Source organism: Paenibacillus sp. DMB20, assembly GCF_000987955.1.
Lineage (GTDB): Bacteria > Bacillota > Bacilli > Paenibacillales > Paenibacillaceae > Paenibacillus_AQ.
The window spans coordinates 94542-111082 of the sequence record NZ_LAZU01000040.1 but is presented as its reverse complement, the minus strand read 5'-3'; the positions used below and the strand labels follow the sequence as shown (position 1 = coordinate 111082).

The following is a 16541-nucleotide window of genomic DNA, read 5'->3' as shown; positions in this document are numbered from 1 at the left end:
AATTCAGGTTCTGCCGGAGCATAACTGCCGTTTTTCTTGACCACAAAGTCGGGAAGCAGCCCCGCATTCGGACTGAATTTTTTTGTACATTCCTTCGCTGACGGAATAGGTTTTGTCGATGACGCGGTCCCAATTGGCGTCGCCGCTCACGTTTCGGAAGTCCTTCAAATGCTGAAGCATAAAATCGGAAGGACGCGTTGCGCTGCCGTATTTGGCATCGTCGTCGGTTACCCAGTCGGCAAGCTTCAAAGTCCACTCGGTGTGATTGACATCGCTCTTCATGATGGCGTTGATCACTTTTTTGGCTTCGGCCAGGTAGTTGATCTCGCCGTCGCTTCCCCACTGGCGGTCGGCAAGGAGCAGGGCGTAGGCGATATCCATATCTCCGTCCGTGGCCGAATCAACTCCGCTGACATTCACGACGGCTTTTCCTGTATCGCCCTGTTTCCATGCCATAAGCTCCGGGTTGATCTTGCTCGGATGCGCTCTGAAATAACGATATAATCCGTCAAAATAAGCCTTGGCCTTAGGATCGTGACCCGCCATGTAGGCGGTGATCAGCATCCCGTATCCGTGTGCTTCGGAAACGGTCATCGCTCTATACTTGACATCAAGCTCCTTATCATACTCCTCCTCGAACCAGTCCCCGTCGGCATACCAGACGTAGAACTGGTCCGGCTCCGTTGTTTGAAGATACGGCTTCTTCTTCAAGTATTTCTGCTTCCACTCATCGTACAGCCGGGTGACGGTTGCATCCAGTTGCGATTGTTGCAAATGGTTCGGCTTGATCGAGCCGGAGGCGTAAGCCGTATGCTGCGGGAATGGCTTATATGGCGCGGTGCCTTGCGAAGAAGGCATCGTTTTCAATCGGATTTCTTCCGTCGGCAGCGACTCGGCACCACCCGCGTTGACGGCTTTCACCTTGTACGAATATTCCGTATCGGGTTTCAGGCCGGTATCGTTATAGGCCATTTCCTTGGTTGATCCAATACGGGTTCCGTTGCGGTAAACATCATAACGTTCCGGCGCCTTGCCGGCAGGCGCTTTCCAGGTCAGGTCGATTTGGAATGGAGATACCCCTTTGCCTGCCAAACCCTCCGGTACAGAAGGAGGTTCATTCCCCCCGGTCTGATCCGATGTGCTTGCCGTGACCGGACTGGAATTGTCTCTTCTGCCGACGGACTTGATCACCAGGTTATATTGGATCTCCGGATTCAACTTGTCGATAACGGCGCTGTATTGCGACGTTCCCGACTTCACCGGGACGTAGAGGCTCCAATGCTTGCCGACTTTGTCATCCTGCTCATAAATCCGGAATCCCCTTACCTGCTCTTTGCTGGAGGAAGGCGCCTTCCAGGTCAACGTAGCCTTGGTCCCTTGAAGTTTAACCTTGGCCTCCTCCACGGGATCCGGTTTGGTGTCCGTTCGTTTGATGCCGTAATGATCGTATACCTTCAGCCCATTTTTTCCGTATCCGCTCTTCCCTTCATCTTCGACAGCAGCCGTATAGGCATCGAATTTCAGGATTTGATCCGATACCGACACGTCCGTAAACATTTTCTTCTCCGGCTGCTTGTTGACCGCCGCGAAGAAGTCGTCATACGGTTCGTTTTTGTGGTAAAACTTGTTTCCAAAAGCATTCGACATCAGATACACCGTTCCCTGAGGATTGACAACGTTGCCTGCCTCGTCCTTCTCCAGCTTTTTCGGATCGATGACCTTGTCTCCGTACATCTGGAAAGAACGCATATACATATGGTCGTGAGCCTCAAACACCATATCGATGCCAAGCTCGTCAAAAACGGGAATCAGGTGTTTTCTGTAGAATTTAACGCGCTCCCCTTCCCATTTCGCGGAATTATCGCCGGCTGCGTAAGGCGCCTTATGGAACGTCACGAATTTCCACTTCTTATCGGTCTTCGCCACCGTATTCCGCATCCAATCGATCTGGTTCCAGAACTGCTCATGCTGATCGTCGTCCCAGTCGACGGAGCCGTCCTCCTTCAGCTTGCCGTCAAACTGCGAGTTGTACACCATGTAGAGCGCGTCTCCGTATTCAAAAGAATAAACGGAGCCGTCATGCGTGGCATCCACCACTTTCCGGGGCAGATTGAAGTGATTGTAGAAGTTGTTGTTCGGCGTCGTTTCATCCCCGTCCCAATCCGAGACCTCGTGTCCGCCCAGTACGGGAACGATCGGCACCTTCATCAGATACTCCTGCGCGAGCCCCAGCATCCACTGCCACTGCTCCTCCAGGTCGCCGTTATCGACCAAATCGCCGGCGTTGATCAGAAACTTGGGGTTGCCGATGTGTTCATAGGCTTTCCTGAACGTATCTGCCCATGGCTCAAAACCCGATTTGCTTGAGGCTTGCGAGTCGGAACCGACGATAAAGCGATATGGCTGGGAGGTCGCGGCATCGGTTTTAAACGATCCGACGGAGCTCCATGCCGAGCCGTCGCCCACCCGGAATACATATTCGGTTCCCGGCTTTAATCCGTTCGCGGTCGCTTTATGGCTGAAAAACTTTTTCTTCTTGCCGGTCGATCTGTCGCTCTTGGTCATATAAGTCGAAATTTCCTCGGAGGATCCGGTGAATTCAAGAACCCCCTCTTGCGGAAACCCGTTTCCGCTTCCCCCTGCAGCTTCGGCAACCTGGACTTTCGTCTCTGCCGAGGTATCCGTGTACCATGCAAAAGCCATGCTCGTTTTGGGATCGCCGTTCAAGGTCATGTTAATAAGTTTAGGCTGGGACACGGATTCTTGAGTCGTAAAGCTCCACTCGATATCCCGGATCAGAGGGGATCCGTCTTTTCCTTGGACTGCGGTTTTGGGCACGGAAACTTTGTACACTTTTCCTTTGCCTAACCCGCCGTGCCCGATGCGCAAAGTCGTTTGATTGATAACGTCGGCGGTCAAACCGGGTGCAGGCTGATTCTGTCCATCCCGAACCGTGATGTCCTGTTTGGCGGTCACCGTTATCGGTTTGTTGAACTTCACCTCGATCGGCGTCGTCACGGATACCTTTTCCGCACCTTGTTCCGGTAAATAGGATACGTCGATGGTAGGCTGTTCAGGCGTTGTCCCGGATATCGGTTCCCCGGTTACGCGAATGTTCCGAATTTTGCTGGAACCTCCCGATCCAATGCCTTTGGGATTATCTTTGGGGTTGGTTGGCTTATTGGAGTTAACCACCCAGCGGATATACAGCAGATCCTTGTCGTCCGCATTCGGCAGCGGGACTTTGTTGAGCTTGCAGGATTGTCCCGGACAATTATAGCTGGAAACGGTATTCATCTGCACGTTTCCGCCCGGAACATCCGTCCAGGCCGTGCGGTCGGTGCTTACCTGCATTTTAAAATCGTTGGGACCGGAACCGGAAGAGCTTTGTTCCGAAGATAATTTGATATTCTTGTAATTAGACGTGGAAACGGTTGCCAACCAGTACTTCTTGCCCTCGCCTTTGTCCCAGCCCTGATAGCTGATGTCTTTGGCATTACCGTCGAAGTATTCGAAATACCCTCCGACCTGTTGGAGAATCGAAGAAGACTGGTATTGTCCTCCGGTTGCAGGATGGATTCCGCCTTCTCCCTTGTTCTTGAAGACCCATTCGGCGATTGCGGCTTCGGCCGCTGCCCTCGGTTCATCGGAGGCTTGCTCGGGCTTGCCCGCCATGGGGCCGGCATGTGAATCTGCCGGGAATGACCAGGGGATCAATAGAAGTGCTAAGAACAAAATGAACATTCGTTGCGGATTTCTTCCTCTCTTCTTCTTGATTCGCATGTTTTGATAGCCCCTTTCCCGTTCAAATTGAACGGTTTAGCTTGAGGATTCTTAAGAATCCCGCTTTTTGAATATATCCCATGCTTGCCTAAGGATTCTCGGGGAATCTTATTTAAAAACCGCCATTTTCAACATATATTGCTGTGATTTTGATTAACAATTCAAACGGCTTCGGTTACAATGAGGACATCATTAAACTGCGGATTGCCGAGAGAGGTGATTGACATGAACTTTTTTCATTCCGATCCCTTTTATATCAGCCGAGAGAGCAAATCCCGTTCAAGCATTCCTTCGTTCCATTACCACGACGCTTATGAAATTCTGTATATTGTCTCGGGCGAGCTTCATTATTGTATCGGAAGCCAGCCGTTTCAGCTTGTGGGCGGCTCCATGCTGCTCATTCGAAAAAATGACGGCCACCGGCTGATCAATCCCAACGGTGCCGCATTTGAAAGAGTGGCCCTGCTCTTTAAAGAAGAGTTTTTAGGCGGGTTGTTGACCGAGGAATCGTCTTTTCATCCGCTGTCACCATTCCAGTCCGGTTCCGGCTCCATCCGGCTAAAGGGTCAGGAGCAGGGCTATGTCGAAGGCATTTTTGCGAAGATGGCCGCCGAGTCGGCAAACGGTTTCCCGGAGTCGAATTTCTACCTCAAAATCCTGCTGTCGGAGCTTTTGATTTTCATACACCGCATTTTAAACAGCGGCCGTCAATACATGAACGCCTCAACCAACCGGGTTCATCGGCGCATCTCCCATATCGCCCATTTCATCAATCACCATTATGATGAGCGCCTGACATTGGAGGATCTCGCTGCCCGGTTCCATGTCAGTCCCTCCCACCTCAGCCGGACCTTCAAAGAATCGACGGGGTTTACCCTGATCGAGTATGTAAACCATGTTCGGATCAAGCAAGCCTGCCATTTGTTGAAAGAATCCAATTTGCAAGTATCAGCCGTTGCCGAAAGCGTCGGTTTCGAGAATTTAACCCATTTCGGCCGGACGTTTAAAAACATAATCGGTCTTTCTCCCTTGAAATTCCGCAAAAATCCACAGGCGGATATACGGCTGTAAAACAACAAAGAGCCTGAATTCCTTTAAGGGAATTCGGCTCTTTGGGATGTATGTTATTAGTGCATAAAGTCTTCTGGCTGTGCGAATTAATCTAAGTAATTATAGTATTCGATGATATCTGCTACCGTTTGTTTCTGCTTCTTGGTTAAAGTATAATCCGTCGATTTATTGGATATATCCTCAAAACGAACGATGATTTCATCACTTGCCGGAATGACGTTGCCAATCAGATCATCAATTTTCTTATCGACATTGATATCGACAAGCTCGGTCATCCCGGATCCAAAAATATCCACGTCATTCACTTCAAATTTCAATTATAACTCGCTCCAGTTGACGGAAATTTCGATATAACCATCAGCATCCCTGGATCCGGTCGATTCGCTCGATATCATGGCGCTTTCGGTGGCGCTGTCTCCCATAATCGACAAACTGTTTTTGTTTGACGAGTTGAGCAAGTTGTTATACTTTTTGCTCTTCAAATAGGAGTTATACATTTCATCCAATGTGGCGAGTTCTGCTTTGGTCTTGTAAATATACATGACCGACTTCTTTCCATCGGCGCTTTCTTGAAGGTATACTTTTTGCGCGTCTTTAGGGAACGGAAAATCGGCCGGGATATACTTCGGTCTTTCAAATGCCGCGGCCGGCGGCTTGGTCTCCCCTGGTTCAGGCGTCGTCGAAACGCCGCTGCCAATCCGGACTTTGTTGGATGCGGAATCATATTTTACAGGCACTTGAAGTGCTTCCGATACAGCTCTTACTGGCAAGTACGTGGTATTGTCATAAGTAATCGGCACGATCGCCTTGCCTTTGTCGTCAACCGGTTTGAAGTCTTTACCGTTCACGGTGATGCCGATCCCAGGGTTGAGAAAAGCTTTGATTTCCTGAAGCTTGCTGCCTGCATAAACGCCTGCAGCGCCTGTTACAAACATCCCCATCGTAATCGAAGCGGCGAACCAACGTTTTCTGGACATCCTCACAACTCCTATTCCCTAAATAATCGATATGGAATCAATCTGATTTCATAAAGATTACCAAGAGAACCAGGGGATCACAAGGGACCATACGCTTAGTCTTTTCTAGGATTATTCTTCTATTTTTCACGCGAATTTTCACGAGCTCACGAGAGCAGCGTCAGGGGTAAAGTACGTTATTGTGAAATCATCGATGGCAAAATATCCATTCCATTGTCCTATCTTACCGTTCAAGGTCTGTATACACGCCGGATGACTCTCCTCATTCCTTACCTTTTTACCGCATTTTCAAATCGATGGATCCCGAAATCCTTGATCGACGACTGCAATACAGCCTCTCGAAGAGGATACAGATCAGGGGTAAAGCGTACATCCATGTTCATTGCCATTAATTGCTCAAGCCCGTTAGAGATAGCAAGCTTGCCAGTCGGCACAACCGTATCCTTTGATATGTAATAGCCGGCTGTGGCATCAAAAAGCTCAAACGTCTTCCCGGGAAGCTCATAACGGTATAATGTGGTGCTCATGATCCGGTCGAACCAGCCCGTCTCGACGGTTATCACAATATCCGCGCCCGTATTGCCGAAAAACCTCCGTTCGTCCTCCCGCGTCAAATCGTCGGACCGGGTGTATACGATCCGCGGGCAATCCCTGGGAAAATAAAAAGTAAACTGGTGCTCTTCATCAATCGCCCATACGATCGGAGGCATGTCCCTCCGGTTTTCTTTAACCCTCGGCTTAAAAATCTCAATGTTCTCTTCTTCGCTAAAATGATATAAATTCACGGCCGCCCTCCTCTTACCTATACCTTCCTATATTATAAAGAAATCCCCTTGATGTGAAGACATACCGATGCAAACAGGTATGCCTTCCATCAAGGGGATATGGGACTGACCGATTATTTGGATATATTCTTAAAAGCTTCCGTCTGCTGTTTGATGCCAACCTCCGTTGCAAATCGCTCGATGCTGGAAGCGCCGAAAAATCCTTCGACTCCTTGGGTTCGGGACAGCACATACTCGGCATCCTCCGGCTCTGCGATCGGACCGCCGTGACACAATACCATGATGTCCGGATTGACCGCTCTGCCCGCATCGCAAATGGCCTGAATTTTCTCCACGCAATCATCCAGGGTCAATGCGGTTTTGGCGCCGATCGTTCCTTTGGTGGTAAGCCCCATATGAGCCACAAGCACATCCGCACCGGCCTCGGCCATTTTCTTCGCCTGATCCGCATCGAACACATACGGCGTCGTCAGCATATCGAGCTCATGCGCCTTCCGGATCATTTCCACCTCAAGATCATACCCCATGCCCGTTTCTTCAAGGTTCGTGCGGAATACCCCGTCAATCAGGCCAACCGTCGGGAAGTTCTGAACCCCTGCAAAGCCCTGCTCCTTCAGCTGCTTTAAAAAGATGTCCATGATCCGGAAAGGATCGGTGCCGCAGACTCCCGCCAATACGGGGGTATCCTTTACGACAGGAAGCACCTCGTTGCCCATGTCCACCACGATTTGGTTGGCATCGCCGTACGGCATCAACCCGGCAAGCGATCCGCGGCCGGCCATCCGGTAGCGTCCCGAATTGTATATGATGATCAGATCGACGCCGCCGGCCTCGGCGCTTTTGGCCGATATTCCCGTTCCGGCACCGGCTCCCAAAAGGACGTTCCCGGCAGCAGCCTCCGCTTTTAACTTAGCCAATACCTCAGATCTTGTTCTCATCGCCATGATGTTTCATCCTCCAGTGTTCAATTTTTTGCGTCTGTTTCATGCTGTCTCATCATTTCCATCAGCTTATCCGCTGCGGCAACCGCAAAGGACCGGTCATTAATGTCCGTATCCATTTCGATCAGTTCCACCGCTTCGCGGTTAATCCGCTCTCTTAACGTGTTAAACAGCATTTCGTCCTCTTCGGCTCCCCGGAAAGGCTGCCCCTCCACATCCAGCATGGATACTCCTTTCAGAGGAAGCATCAGGGCAGTCGGCCCCTGCGCTTCATTCAGTTTACCCGCTAGTATCTCGCCCAAACGGCGGTTCTCTTCCACCGTGGTCCGCATTAAGGTGACCGAAGGATTATGTTTGTACAGGTTGCGTTCCCGGAAAGCTCCTGGCACCGTATCATAAGGTCCGAAATTGACCATATCCAGCGCCCCCGTGGATACCACTTGAGGTACTTTCCAGCGTCCTGCGGCTTCCAGCCGATGAGGACCTGCGGATAAAACGCCGCCTACCAGCTCGTCGCACCATTCCGTGGTCGTCAGGTCCAACACCCCGTCGATAAAACCGGCTTCGATGAGGCTCTCCATCGTCCGTCCCCCGGTTCCCGTGGCATGGAATACCAGCACTTCATAGCCATGCTTCTCCAAATGCTCTCTGGCATAATCGATGCACGGCGTGGTCACGCCAAACATGGTCGCCGCAACTAAAGGCTTTTTTGTCCTGCGGCGGCGCTGACTCGAACTGAACCATCCCCGCCATCGCATGGGCGGCATTGGTGAATATTTTGGTGGAAAACGAATTGAGGCCTGATACGTCCACGATGGACGGAAACATGACAATGTCGCTTGTTCCGACGTATGGAGCCGTATTGCCGGATGCGACGGTGGATACCATCAGCTTGGGAACGCCGATCGGCAGGGCCCTCATTCCGGCCGTTACGATGGAAGTGCCTCCGGTACCCCCAAAAGACAAAATACCGTCGAACTTTCCCGCCTCGTACAGCTTGGGAATAAGTTTTTCCATCCCTTGGGCCAGTGCCTCCGTACCGGCGGCCCGGTCCATTCTTTCGGCGATCCCGCTTATATCGACTCCGGCCGCCTCCGCTACCTCGATATGATTAATATCCGGCGCAAACATCGGCTCGAAAACGCCGCAGTGAATCGTAAAGGTTTTCAATCCCAAGGCTTCAATGACCGATTTGACGTACAAAAACTCTGCGCCCTTGGAATCGAACGTTCCCGCAATGGCAATCGTCTTCACCGTTCAAACCTCCTTCAGCTTCATCTTTGAGAGCCTCTTCCGGCTTGACCGTTAGTGCCGGTATGATCTCTACAAGAACATATTACAGCGCTTTCATAAAAAAAAGGATCGTATCCTTGTACGATCTTTATGTATATTTGTCTTATGTTTGCTGCCGATAAGTTTGTGGGGAAACTCCAACGTATTTTTTAAAGGTTTTGCTGAAATGGACATAGTCCGGGTAGCCGACCAGCTCCGCGATCCGGGACATTGGCAGCTTGCTGTGCTTCATGATATCGAGCGCTTTATGGATTCGGTATTTTGCCATATATTCAGGGAAGCTGCAGCCGACCTCCTTGTTGAAAAGAGCGCTCAAATGCGTACGGGATACATGAATGCGGTCAGCCAGCTCGGTGAGCGAAATGTTGTTCATGTAATTCTCCGTGACATACTCTTTGACATAAGCGACATAATCATACGGCTCTTCCAACCTGCTAAGCTTGTCCATCAGCTGCTTGTCTTGCTCCAGATGACCCGTTGCCTTGAAACGGTGGGTCGTTTCCACGATCGCCTCTTCCGTCGGGATCCGCTCAAAGCTGGAACCGCCGACATATCCCATAACCGACGTGTTATCATACATATACTGCACATCGATCGGGGTATGGACCGGACCGCCATAAACCAGCTTGATCGGCTTTCGGCCGGATTTGTCGCACACGGCAAAAATCTGCCTGGCGATGTCCGCCCCTTTTTCCAGGGAAAATACCTTTTTCGTGCCCATCTGACCCCCTGCGGTCACGCCCAAATGGGCGCAGATGACATCGGCCCCCGCTTCAAGCATGAAACCCGCCTGCTCCGCATTAAAAACAAAGGCCATCGTGAACATGCCTGACCCATGAGCCAAACGGACAGCCTCAACTTCCTGCAAGTAGGACATTCCCTCTTCTTCAAGCGCTTCCCGAAATTTCCCGTCGATTAATCCCAGGGTCGGGTAATTGATGATCCCGGCAAAACCGCTTTGCCGGACGGACTCCAGATAAGACGGCAGATCAAGACACGGATCGGTTCCGCATAAACCGAATATGACGGGCGTATCCCGGACGATGGACAGAATCTCCCTCGTCCCGAATTCCATCACCATATCGTTGCAGTTCGCATACGGCATCAAGCCTGCAATGGAGCCGAGCCCCATCTGCCGAAAACGTCCGGAATTCAGTGCCAAAATGAGGTCGGCCCCGCCTTTCGCGGCGTATTTGGCCGATATTCCCGCCCCGGCAGCCACGCCGATGATATGCTCCCGGTTTTCGATCTGTTTATGTAATCGGTCCAATATCCGTTCTCTGGTCGTTGTCAACATCATGATCCCCTTATTCATCATCATTTGATCCGCTTTATCCTATATTATCTCTATTATAAGGGAATGCCGCAAAGCAAAGCCACGTCCAAGAAAAACAGGGATGGCCAACATGCCGTATATCGCGATTGAAAGACGGAAAACGAAGTTACATTTTGTTTCCGACCGCGATCCATCGTCCGTCCACGTCCTCAAACACAAACTCGCGATTGTTATAATCCGTTGTCGATAAAGGACGTACGATCGTGATCCCCAAAGCTGCGAGTTCCTCTTCAAGTTCTTTTTGGTCATGGGCAATAAAATAAGCATCATATCCATATCCGTGCTGCATCCGGTTCGGAACGATCTTTTCCAGAGCGGACTTCGTTAACACGATTTCCACTCCATCCCGGTACAGGCAAGCATGCGGCTCGGCTGCTTCGAGGTAAAAAACCGTTCTAAACCCTATTTTTTCGTAAAAGCCCGCTGTGGCTCTAATATCGGGAGTCGGAAATATTTGCAGACAGTGTGACAATCCCAAGCTCATGAAATACGCCCCGCTTTCAATTATTATAGATATTTCCATACCACATTTTAAGAAAAAACGTCTATCGACGTATATTCTCAGAAGACAGACCGCGTTTAGAGGAAATTTTTCTTGCGATATCAGGAAGCCGCGTAACCGAAGCTTATACTTTCTGATATCTTAACAAAAGGCAAGGAGCAGCAAAAGCTGTTCCTTGCCTTTTGTGAGCAGTCACGATCAAGAGCAATTTAAGAAATAAAAGGATAATTGCTTATTCGGCAGTTTTTGAAGAGGACGATCTGATATATTGCGGCGGATTCACATCATCAAGAAGGAGAATGCCGTCATATTGATCACGCGGAACCAGGCTTTCGGGAATCATGCCCCAACTGTAAGAATATCGCGGTTCAAACATCCAGGAGTTCCCCCGTTCATTGTTGCGGTAACGCAAATCAATGAAGGTGTAAGGCGATCCGGCGGCAGAGATAATGGACTCAACCGATCCGGGCTCCAGCGGGAGAACGTCATGCGTTTTTCCGGAATTGTCGGACGTCTTTCCGCCGGCGGCGTACAGTCCCAGCACGTAGCTGTATTTTTTCCATTCATCCGGAAGCATTTCGCCCATCAATTTCACGGGATACGGAGAACCCATCACTTCGCTCTGCGCTTTTCGGATATGATCATTATGCGCCCAGACGATAAATTTTTCAGTCGGATACACGTCTGTCGCAAGCCAAATCAGATTGTCCAGCATCGCCTTATCGCGCCATTCCATGGACTTCAGGAACCAGGTATAATCCCCCTCGCCCATTCCCGCATTCGATTGAATGGATATTTCCACGTATTCCTGCGCCACGGAGATCCGGTCATTCAGGCTTCGCTCCAAAAGAACGGGCAGCTTGGGATTGTTCGGATAGTTTTTTTTTCAAAAGTCCTTGGCTTGATTCGGATTTCGTAGCTTGAAGCACATCCTTGTACACTTGAATCAACTGAGCCTTCTCTGATCGGTAAGCTTTAAGATCCGTTCCATTGGCATACTCGGAAAGCTTTTTTTTCCGCGTCTTGCAGACGCTGTGCCAGCTTATCGTCCTTCAGCCATTTTCCGTCAAGGAGCGGGGACTGGAACTGCATGTCAAAGCCGGTAAGCGCCAGCGGCTGTTCCGAAGCTTGTGTTGTTTTTATGTATTCGAATAACGGCAATATCTCTTTGCTCCACCACACGCCAAAGATGGAATCCTTCATCGTCTGTTCCGCATTTTGCGTACCCGATGTGCCATAGGCAATCGAAGCATTGCCCAATCCGCTCTCGAAAGCGAGCACATTGTATCCCATTTCCTGATGCAAAAATTGGACCAGACGGGTCTTCGCCAAATTGAATTCGCCTACGCCGTGAGAGCTTTCTCCCAGAAAAACAATGCGCTTATCATGCAGCAAGGGCTTCAGCATCTCCAAATCCTTGAACTGCCCTTCCCCTCCCTTGGTGCCGACAGGTTGGATGGACTCCAGCTTGTAGGCATGGTCTTTCATCCAAGACTCCCATTCCGTTATGGCGTCCTTGGATGTCCGGACTTCCGAAACCTTGCCTTGTACGGCTTCTGATGCGGCATAAGCGCTGCTGCTTGTAAACACGATACCCCCAATGATCGAAGCCGTTAACATGCACGCGGTTAATATCTTTCCTGTCTTTTGTTTTAACATTTGTTATTTCCCCCTATTAAGGTTACCGTCATACGGTCAAATCGTCTATTCCTCATCCCAAAACAGATCATTTAACGTCCGAGACAATGTTTTGCATATGGCAATGCAGAGGCTAAGGCTGGGATTGTATTTTCCCAGTTCAATTAAACCGATCGTTTGCCTGGAGACGCCCACGAGTTGCGCTAATTCTTCCTGGGAAAGGTCCTTTTCTACCCGGGCCATTTTCATTTTGATATTTTTCATGGAAAATTACCCGCCCCTTACTCATGAATCCAGTTGATCTTTCCGGGAAATCTTCTGACTCGCTTTATTGGCCAGTTGATGGGACAACACGAGGACGCCCGCAAAAAGTGGAATATAGATCAAAAGCGATATGAGACTGACCAAAAAGAAATACCGCAGCCCCGTTGTTAAGCTGCCGTCTCCAAACAGGATTGCACTCCGGATACCGAAAAACAGCGCCAAAAATATTCCGCTCCCTATCCCCCAGAGCATGATACGCGTATTGAACTTAATTTTGCTGCTGCTGTCGTGGACTTCAACCTCGTCCGAATAGATGCCGAGAAGCACGATTCGAATACCGGCGTACAGACTCCCGGCAAGGATAATGGCAATCTCCGGCAATGACGACGTCCAATCGCTTAGCGTAAAACTTTTCACTATAACCGAAATCATGCAGATGCTCACGATCAATAGGTAAGCTTCTTTGTAGATTTTGTTCTTCATGTTAACGATGCGCTCATCTTCAACCTTGCGCCTGTTCAGCCACTTCATATTAAGCCTCCTTTCTCTTGATGACTGGTAAATCCCTCCTGTTTATTATATCCATTACATTCCAAAATGCAATATATATATGTCAAAAAGTTAGATATACTGGTTTTCAACAACCTAACATACCCTGAATCGTTCCGATTGCGCTAAAGAAACTTCCTCCATTTACCTAAAAACTGCCCGTTGAGGTACAATAATGAGAGTGTCCCTGCATTAGCAAAATAACAGGAGGATTGAATACATACATGAGCACAAACACGCAAACGATGGCTGCCTCGCCTCAGCACGATCTGGCCAAGCTGGAAACGCTGCTTCATGAAGATCATATCGCCTGGAATTTCGGCCATATGGATCATATTTTGCCAAAACGCGATATTCACGCGCCGTCGGATAAGTTCCGGTTCTCAGAGGAGGATCGGGATCTGGGCATTGTCCGCTATAACTACGGCGGTCAGACTTCCACCGTCCAGCAATATATGGACAAGGTCCATGCCACCGGATGGCTCGTCATTAAGGACGACACGATAGCAACCGAGCGTTACTATAGCGGATATGGGCGGCAATCGACCGCGATGTCGATGTCGGTTGCCAAGTCGATCGTTTCCCTCTTGATGGGCATCGCTTTCGACGAAGGGGCTATGGAAAATGTGTTAGACCCGGTAACGCGTTATTTGCCGGAGCTGGCCGGAAGCGGATATGACGGCGCGAGAATAAAAGATGTGCTGCAAATGTCTTCCGGCGTCCGTTTCAACGAGGATTACGCAGACCCCGATGCGGAGATTTACACCTTTTTGCAAGACGTCTTTGGGGAGTCGGCCATGCCGATTACGCAATTTGTCCGGAAACTGACCCGCTTGCAGCCGCCGGGACAATTCCAATATAAAAGCATCGATACGCAGGTATTATGCATGCTGTTGGAGCGAACGACAGGAAAGAAGCCTTCCGCCTATTTGGAGGAAAAGCTGTGGCAGCCGCTTGGCATGGAATACGATGCGTACTGGAACACCGACCTTCACGGCAATGAGATTGCGTTCACCTTTGTAAACGCCGCCTTGCGGGACTATGCGAAAATCGGCCGATTGGTGCTGCATCAGGGAACCTGGAACGGGCGCCGCATCGTATCGGAACGGTGGATGAACGAATCGATCATTCCCGATCGGAAGGATCTCATGGCGGGACAAGCCGATGAGTTCTTCGGTTATCAGTATCAATGGTGGACGCCTCGCGGAAGCGACGGCTCGGAGGTGATGGCCCGCGGCATCTACGGGCAGCACATCTACATCAATCGACGGGAAAACGCCGTCATCGTAAAGACCGGCGTAGATCCAACCGTCTTCAACGTGCATGACGATGAGGCGGTAACGGCATATCGGGCGATACTCGCGCATTTGGTAGATTAGGGAATCCCCCGCATGTCAAAGGCCCCTTAACCTTCGACGATATCGAAGGTTAAGGGGCCTTTCTTCATTAAACATTTTGCTGTATGAGCATACCGGTTATTTATGAGAAAACTTTAAAATTGCTTGAGGATGCAATAATTTTCCTTTTCGGCTCAATACAGCCGTTTTTCGTAGCTTTCTTTTAACGCTTGGCTGACCGCTTCTTCCGTAAAATTTTCTTGATTGGCGTGATCCGCTAATATTTTCGAAACCTTCGGAAGCCGTGACGGCGCCGGCCAGGAATCCGGCTCCCATACCCGGGAACGCAGAAATGCTTTGGCACAGTGGATGAAACATTCTTCGGCTTTGACCCCTATGCCGAACCAAGGCTTTTTCCCCTGGACTTGGAGCTGGTCCAATATGGGTTCATCTTTCATAATAACGGCACTGCCGTTAATCCGAAGCGTTTCTTTTAAGCCCGGTATAACAAATATGATCCCGATCTTCGGATTGCTCAAAATATTCTGCATCGAATCAAACCGGCGATTGCCCGGCCGCTCCGGTATAACCAGATGCCTATCATCCAACACCCGCACAAATCCCGGGTGATCTCCCCGGGGAGACACGTCGCAATTTCCGGATTCGTCCGATGTGGCTATGTACAAAAGCGGACTCTTGGCGATAAAATCCCTGCAGTGTTCATCCAACCGATGAATGACTTTGTCATTCACCAGTTGACTCGGTTTTCCGTACAGATCCGTCAATTCATCCGCGTTCGTGATCATCGATTGAAATGGTCCGTTATTCATAGGTCCTCCTTCGTTGTAACGATTCGTATGCATTCTTTTTTTCCATGAAATATACTCGTGCGGGTTGCTGTGGATGGCAGCGTCCGGATTATTCATGATCTGATCCAGGCTGCTTTCAACGAAAACATTCGAGCCCCCGCCTTCAGCACTTCAGCTTTGGCCCGTTACTTCGATCCATTTTGTTATGAGTTGCGTAAGCTTATCTCTTTTGGCATTCACGTCTTCCATATCCTTCAACTTGACGATGCCCCTGTCGCCGGCAACCCATTCCAGCAACCCCGTGGAGTCTTCAAACAAAGGTTCCTTGTCCGCGCTTTCTTTAACCTTGGCTCCCCGATGAAAAATAAGACGGAAAAACCCTTTGCCCTGCAGATTAAAAGTGATGCGGTCTTCGCCGTCTATGCAATAACTCGGAGCGTTCCACTTGATATGTTCGGTCAGCCGCCCATCAGCGTTTCGGATGATGGTTCTGACCTCCTCAATCTCCTTTTTCAGAGGATGCTCGAGCCTGCTCATATAGTCTTGCACTTGTTCTTGGGCATCGGCTTTCCCTTTTGCCATAAAGAATCCCTCGCTTTCCGTTATCATGGGTTCGGTGCTCGACCCGGATCCCTAATCTCAAATCCGCATTGCCTTAAAACGACAAGAGGCCAACAGTACGATATCGCAGTTAGCCTCTTAGGTGATTTTCCATATTATACATGAAAGTATGATAGTTAGAGAAGATTACCGTCACCATAGGATCGAAATGGCACTGTACACCAATAACAAAGCCATCATGAGATCAAACCCGCTTCTGTGCCTCGACAAAAAAATTTTGGAAAACGGGCAGCTTATTCCTATGAAAATTAAGAGTCAATGGAATCCAAACTGACTAACATTCAGGTCAAAATAAAATTCGGCACCTTTTAGTGTGTTGCAAACTCCATAGCTGCTGTGATGAGGTTCCAAAATATGTTCAAATTAGTGCGAGCACGACAAAAAAGTCGCGGCTAGTATTAATGATCCATGGCAGAAGCTCACATCTAATTAGTGTACTAAGTTAACAGAAAAGTTTTCTCCGAGTTCTTGGTTAAGGCTTTATTGCCTCTGCCACCAGTGCAGCATATGCCTTCGCGCCTTCTTCGGAAAGATGTACGCCGTCCCTTGAGAAATATGAGTCTTTGCCGGCGCTAACCATGTACCAATCGACAAGCTTCACGTTGGAGAACTGCTTCGCTGTCTCCTCCAAGGTC

Annotated in this window: 18 protein-coding genes; 2 read left to right on the top strand and 16 right to left on the bottom strand. The window is 49.6% G+C overall.

The window, feature by feature from the left end:
- Positions 1 to 3: 3 nt before the first annotated feature.
- A complete protein-coding gene (locus XI25_RS31620) occupies positions 4 to 3783 on the bottom strand; it encodes a glycosyl hydrolase family 8 (protein ID WP_235440150.1) in 3780 nt (1259 codons plus the stop codon).
- 225 nt (positions 3784 to 4008) lie between these two features.
- Here XI25_RS31620 and XI25_RS24040 point away from each other — a divergent pair, with 225 nt between their 5' ends.
- Positions 4009 to 4854, top strand: coding sequence for an AraC family transcriptional regulator (locus XI25_RS24040; protein ID WP_046680594.1), 846 nt, complete (start codon positions 4009 to 4011; stop codon positions 4852 to 4854).
- Between the two features lie 86 nt (positions 4855 to 4940).
- On the opposite strand, the gene XI25_RS24035 is transcribed toward XI25_RS24040, so the two are convergent.
- The 12 genes from XI25_RS24035 to XI25_RS23985 all read right to left on the bottom strand — a co-directional run bounded on the left by XI25_RS24035 (position 4941) and on the right by XI25_RS23985 (position 13121).
- Positions 4941 to 5171, bottom strand: a complete 231-nt coding sequence (locus tag XI25_RS24035; RefSeq protein ID WP_046680593.1) for a hypothetical protein — start codon at positions 5169 to 5171, stop codon at positions 4941 to 4943.
- Positions 5172 to 5831 (bottom strand): stalk domain-containing protein, encoded by a 660-nt coding sequence (locus XI25_RS31615; RefSeq protein WP_052759738.1) that lies wholly within the window; start codon positions 5829 to 5831, stop codon positions 5172 to 5174.
- Between the two features lie 269 nt (positions 5832 to 6100).
- Complete coding sequence (locus XI25_RS24025; protein ID WP_046680592.1) at positions 6101 to 6616, bottom strand: DUF6886 family protein; 516 nt, start codon at positions 6614 to 6616, stop codon at positions 6101 to 6103.
- A 113-nt stretch (positions 6617 to 6729) separates the two neighbouring features.
- Positions 6730 to 7560 carry a phosphoenolpyruvate hydrolase family protein gene (locus XI25_RS24020; protein WP_046680591.1) on the bottom strand — a complete coding sequence of 277 codons (831 nt, stop codon included), beginning with the start codon at positions 7558 to 7560 and terminating at the stop codon, positions 6730 to 6732.
- Between the two features lie 20 nt (positions 7561 to 7580).
- Positions 7581 to 8234, bottom strand: a complete 654-nt coding sequence (locus XI25_RS37035; protein WP_442950432.1) for a hypothetical protein — start codon at positions 8232 to 8234, stop codon at positions 7581 to 7583.
- Entirely contained in the window at positions 8179 to 8811 is a 633-nt protein-coding gene (locus XI25_RS37030; RefSeq protein ID WP_442950431.1) for a Tm-1-like ATP-binding domain-containing protein, read from the bottom strand. The genes XI25_RS37035 and XI25_RS37030 overlap by 56 nt, the downstream gene beginning before the upstream one ends.
- A gap of 142 nt (positions 8812 to 8953) precedes the next feature.
- A complete protein-coding gene (locus XI25_RS24010; protein ID WP_082112485.1) occupies positions 8954 to 10171 on the bottom strand; it encodes a phosphoenolpyruvate hydrolase family protein in 1218 nt (405 codons plus the stop codon).
- 121 nt (positions 10172 to 10292) lie between these two features.
- Complete coding sequence (locus XI25_RS24005; RefSeq protein ID WP_046680590.1) at positions 10293 to 10670, bottom strand: VOC family protein; 378 nt, start codon at positions 10668 to 10670, stop codon at positions 10293 to 10295.
- Between the two features lie 250 nt (positions 10671 to 10920).
- Positions 10921 to 11535 (bottom strand): erythromycin esterase family protein, encoded by a 615-nt coding sequence (locus tag XI25_RS35250; protein ID WP_235440149.1) that lies wholly within the window; start codon positions 11533 to 11535, stop codon positions 10921 to 10923.
- Positions 11536 to 11663: 128 nt separating this feature from the next.
- Positions 11664 to 12347, bottom strand: a complete 684-nt coding sequence (locus XI25_RS35245; RefSeq protein ID WP_152669212.1) for an erythromycin esterase family protein — start codon at positions 12345 to 12347, stop codon at positions 11664 to 11666.
- A 45-nt stretch (positions 12348 to 12392) separates the two neighbouring features.
- Positions 12393 to 12590, bottom strand: a complete 198-nt coding sequence (locus tag XI25_RS23990; RefSeq protein WP_046680589.1) for a helix-turn-helix transcriptional regulator — start codon at positions 12588 to 12590, stop codon at positions 12393 to 12395.
- Between the two features lie 21 nt (positions 12591 to 12611).
- The gene (locus XI25_RS23985; protein WP_046680588.1) at positions 12612 to 13121 is read right to left on the bottom strand and encodes a DUF6773 family protein; all 510 of its coding nucleotides are present in this window, start codon (positions 13119 to 13121) and stop codon (positions 12612 to 12614) included.
- Between the two features lie 242 nt (positions 13122 to 13363).
- On the opposite strand from XI25_RS23985, the gene XI25_RS23980 reads away from it, so the two are divergent.
- Entirely contained in the window at positions 13364 to 14518 is a 1155-nt protein-coding gene (locus XI25_RS23980; protein ID WP_046680587.1) for a serine hydrolase domain-containing protein, read from the top strand.
- Positions 14519 to 14670: 152 nt separating this feature from the next.
- On the opposite strand, the gene XI25_RS23975 is transcribed toward XI25_RS23980, so the two are convergent.
- The 3 genes from XI25_RS23975 to XI25_RS33805 form a co-directional block, all read right to left on the bottom strand.
- A complete protein-coding gene (locus XI25_RS23975; protein ID WP_046680638.1) occupies positions 14671 to 15306 on the bottom strand; it encodes a pyridoxamine 5'-phosphate oxidase family protein in 636 nt (211 codons plus the stop codon).
- Between the two features lie 150 nt (positions 15307 to 15456).
- Complete coding sequence (locus XI25_RS23970) at positions 15457 to 15867, bottom strand: DUF1801 domain-containing protein (protein ID WP_052759748.1); 411 nt, start codon at positions 15865 to 15867, stop codon at positions 15457 to 15459.
- Positions 15868 to 16378: 511 nt separating this feature from the next.
- Positions 16379 to 16537 (bottom strand): hypothetical protein, encoded by a 159-nt coding sequence (locus tag XI25_RS33805; protein WP_200901477.1) that lies wholly within the window; start codon positions 16535 to 16537, stop codon positions 16379 to 16381.
- Positions 16538 to 16541 lie beyond the last annotated feature (4 nt).

What these genes read in the sequence shown, in the direction of transcription:
- XI25_RS31620 (WP_235440150.1), bottom strand. Translation starts at nt 3,783, where the DNA reads ATGCGAATCAAGAAGAAGAGAGGAAGAAATCCGCAACGAATGTTCATT.
- XI25_RS24040 (WP_046680594.1), top strand. Translation starts at nt 4,009, where the DNA reads ATGAACTTTTTTCATTCCGATCCCTTTTATATCAGCCGAGAGAGCAAA.
- XI25_RS31615 (WP_052759738.1), bottom strand. Translation starts at nt 5,831, where the DNA reads ATGTCCAGAAAACGTTGGTTCGCCGCTTCGATTACGATGGGGATGTTT.
- XI25_RS24020 (WP_046680591.1), bottom strand. Translation starts at nt 7,560, where the DNA reads ATGGCGATGAGAACAAGATCTGAGGTATTGGCTAAGTTAAAAGCGGAG.
- XI25_RS24010 (WP_082112485.1), bottom strand. Translation starts at nt 10,171, where the DNA reads ATGATGATGAATAAGGGGATCATGATGTTGACAACGACCAGAGAACGG.
- XI25_RS24005 (WP_046680590.1), bottom strand. Translation starts at nt 10,670, where the DNA reads ATGAGCTTGGGATTGTCACACTGTCTGCAAATATTTCCGACTCCCGAT.
- XI25_RS35245 (WP_152669212.1), bottom strand. Translation starts at nt 12,347, where the DNA reads ATGTTAAAACAAAAGACAGGAAAGATATTAACCGCGTGCATGTTAACG.
- XI25_RS23990 (WP_046680589.1), bottom strand. Translation starts at nt 12,590, where the DNA reads ATGAAAAATATCAAAATGAAAATGGCCCGGGTAGAAAAGGACCTTTCC.
- XI25_RS23985 (WP_046680588.1), bottom strand. Translation starts at nt 13,121, where the DNA reads ATGAAGTGGCTGAACAGGCGCAAGGTTGAAGATGAGCGCATCGTTAAC.
- XI25_RS23980 (WP_046680587.1), top strand. Translation starts at nt 13,364, where the DNA reads ATGAGCACAAACACGCAAACGATGGCTGCCTCGCCTCAGCACGATCTG.
- XI25_RS23975 (WP_046680638.1), bottom strand. Translation starts at nt 15,306, where the DNA reads ATGAATAACGGACCATTTCAATCGATGATCACGAACGCGGATGAATTG.
- XI25_RS23970 (WP_052759748.1), bottom strand. Translation starts at nt 15,867, where the DNA reads ATGGCAAAAGGGAAAGCCGATGCCCAAGAACAAGTGCAAGACTATATG.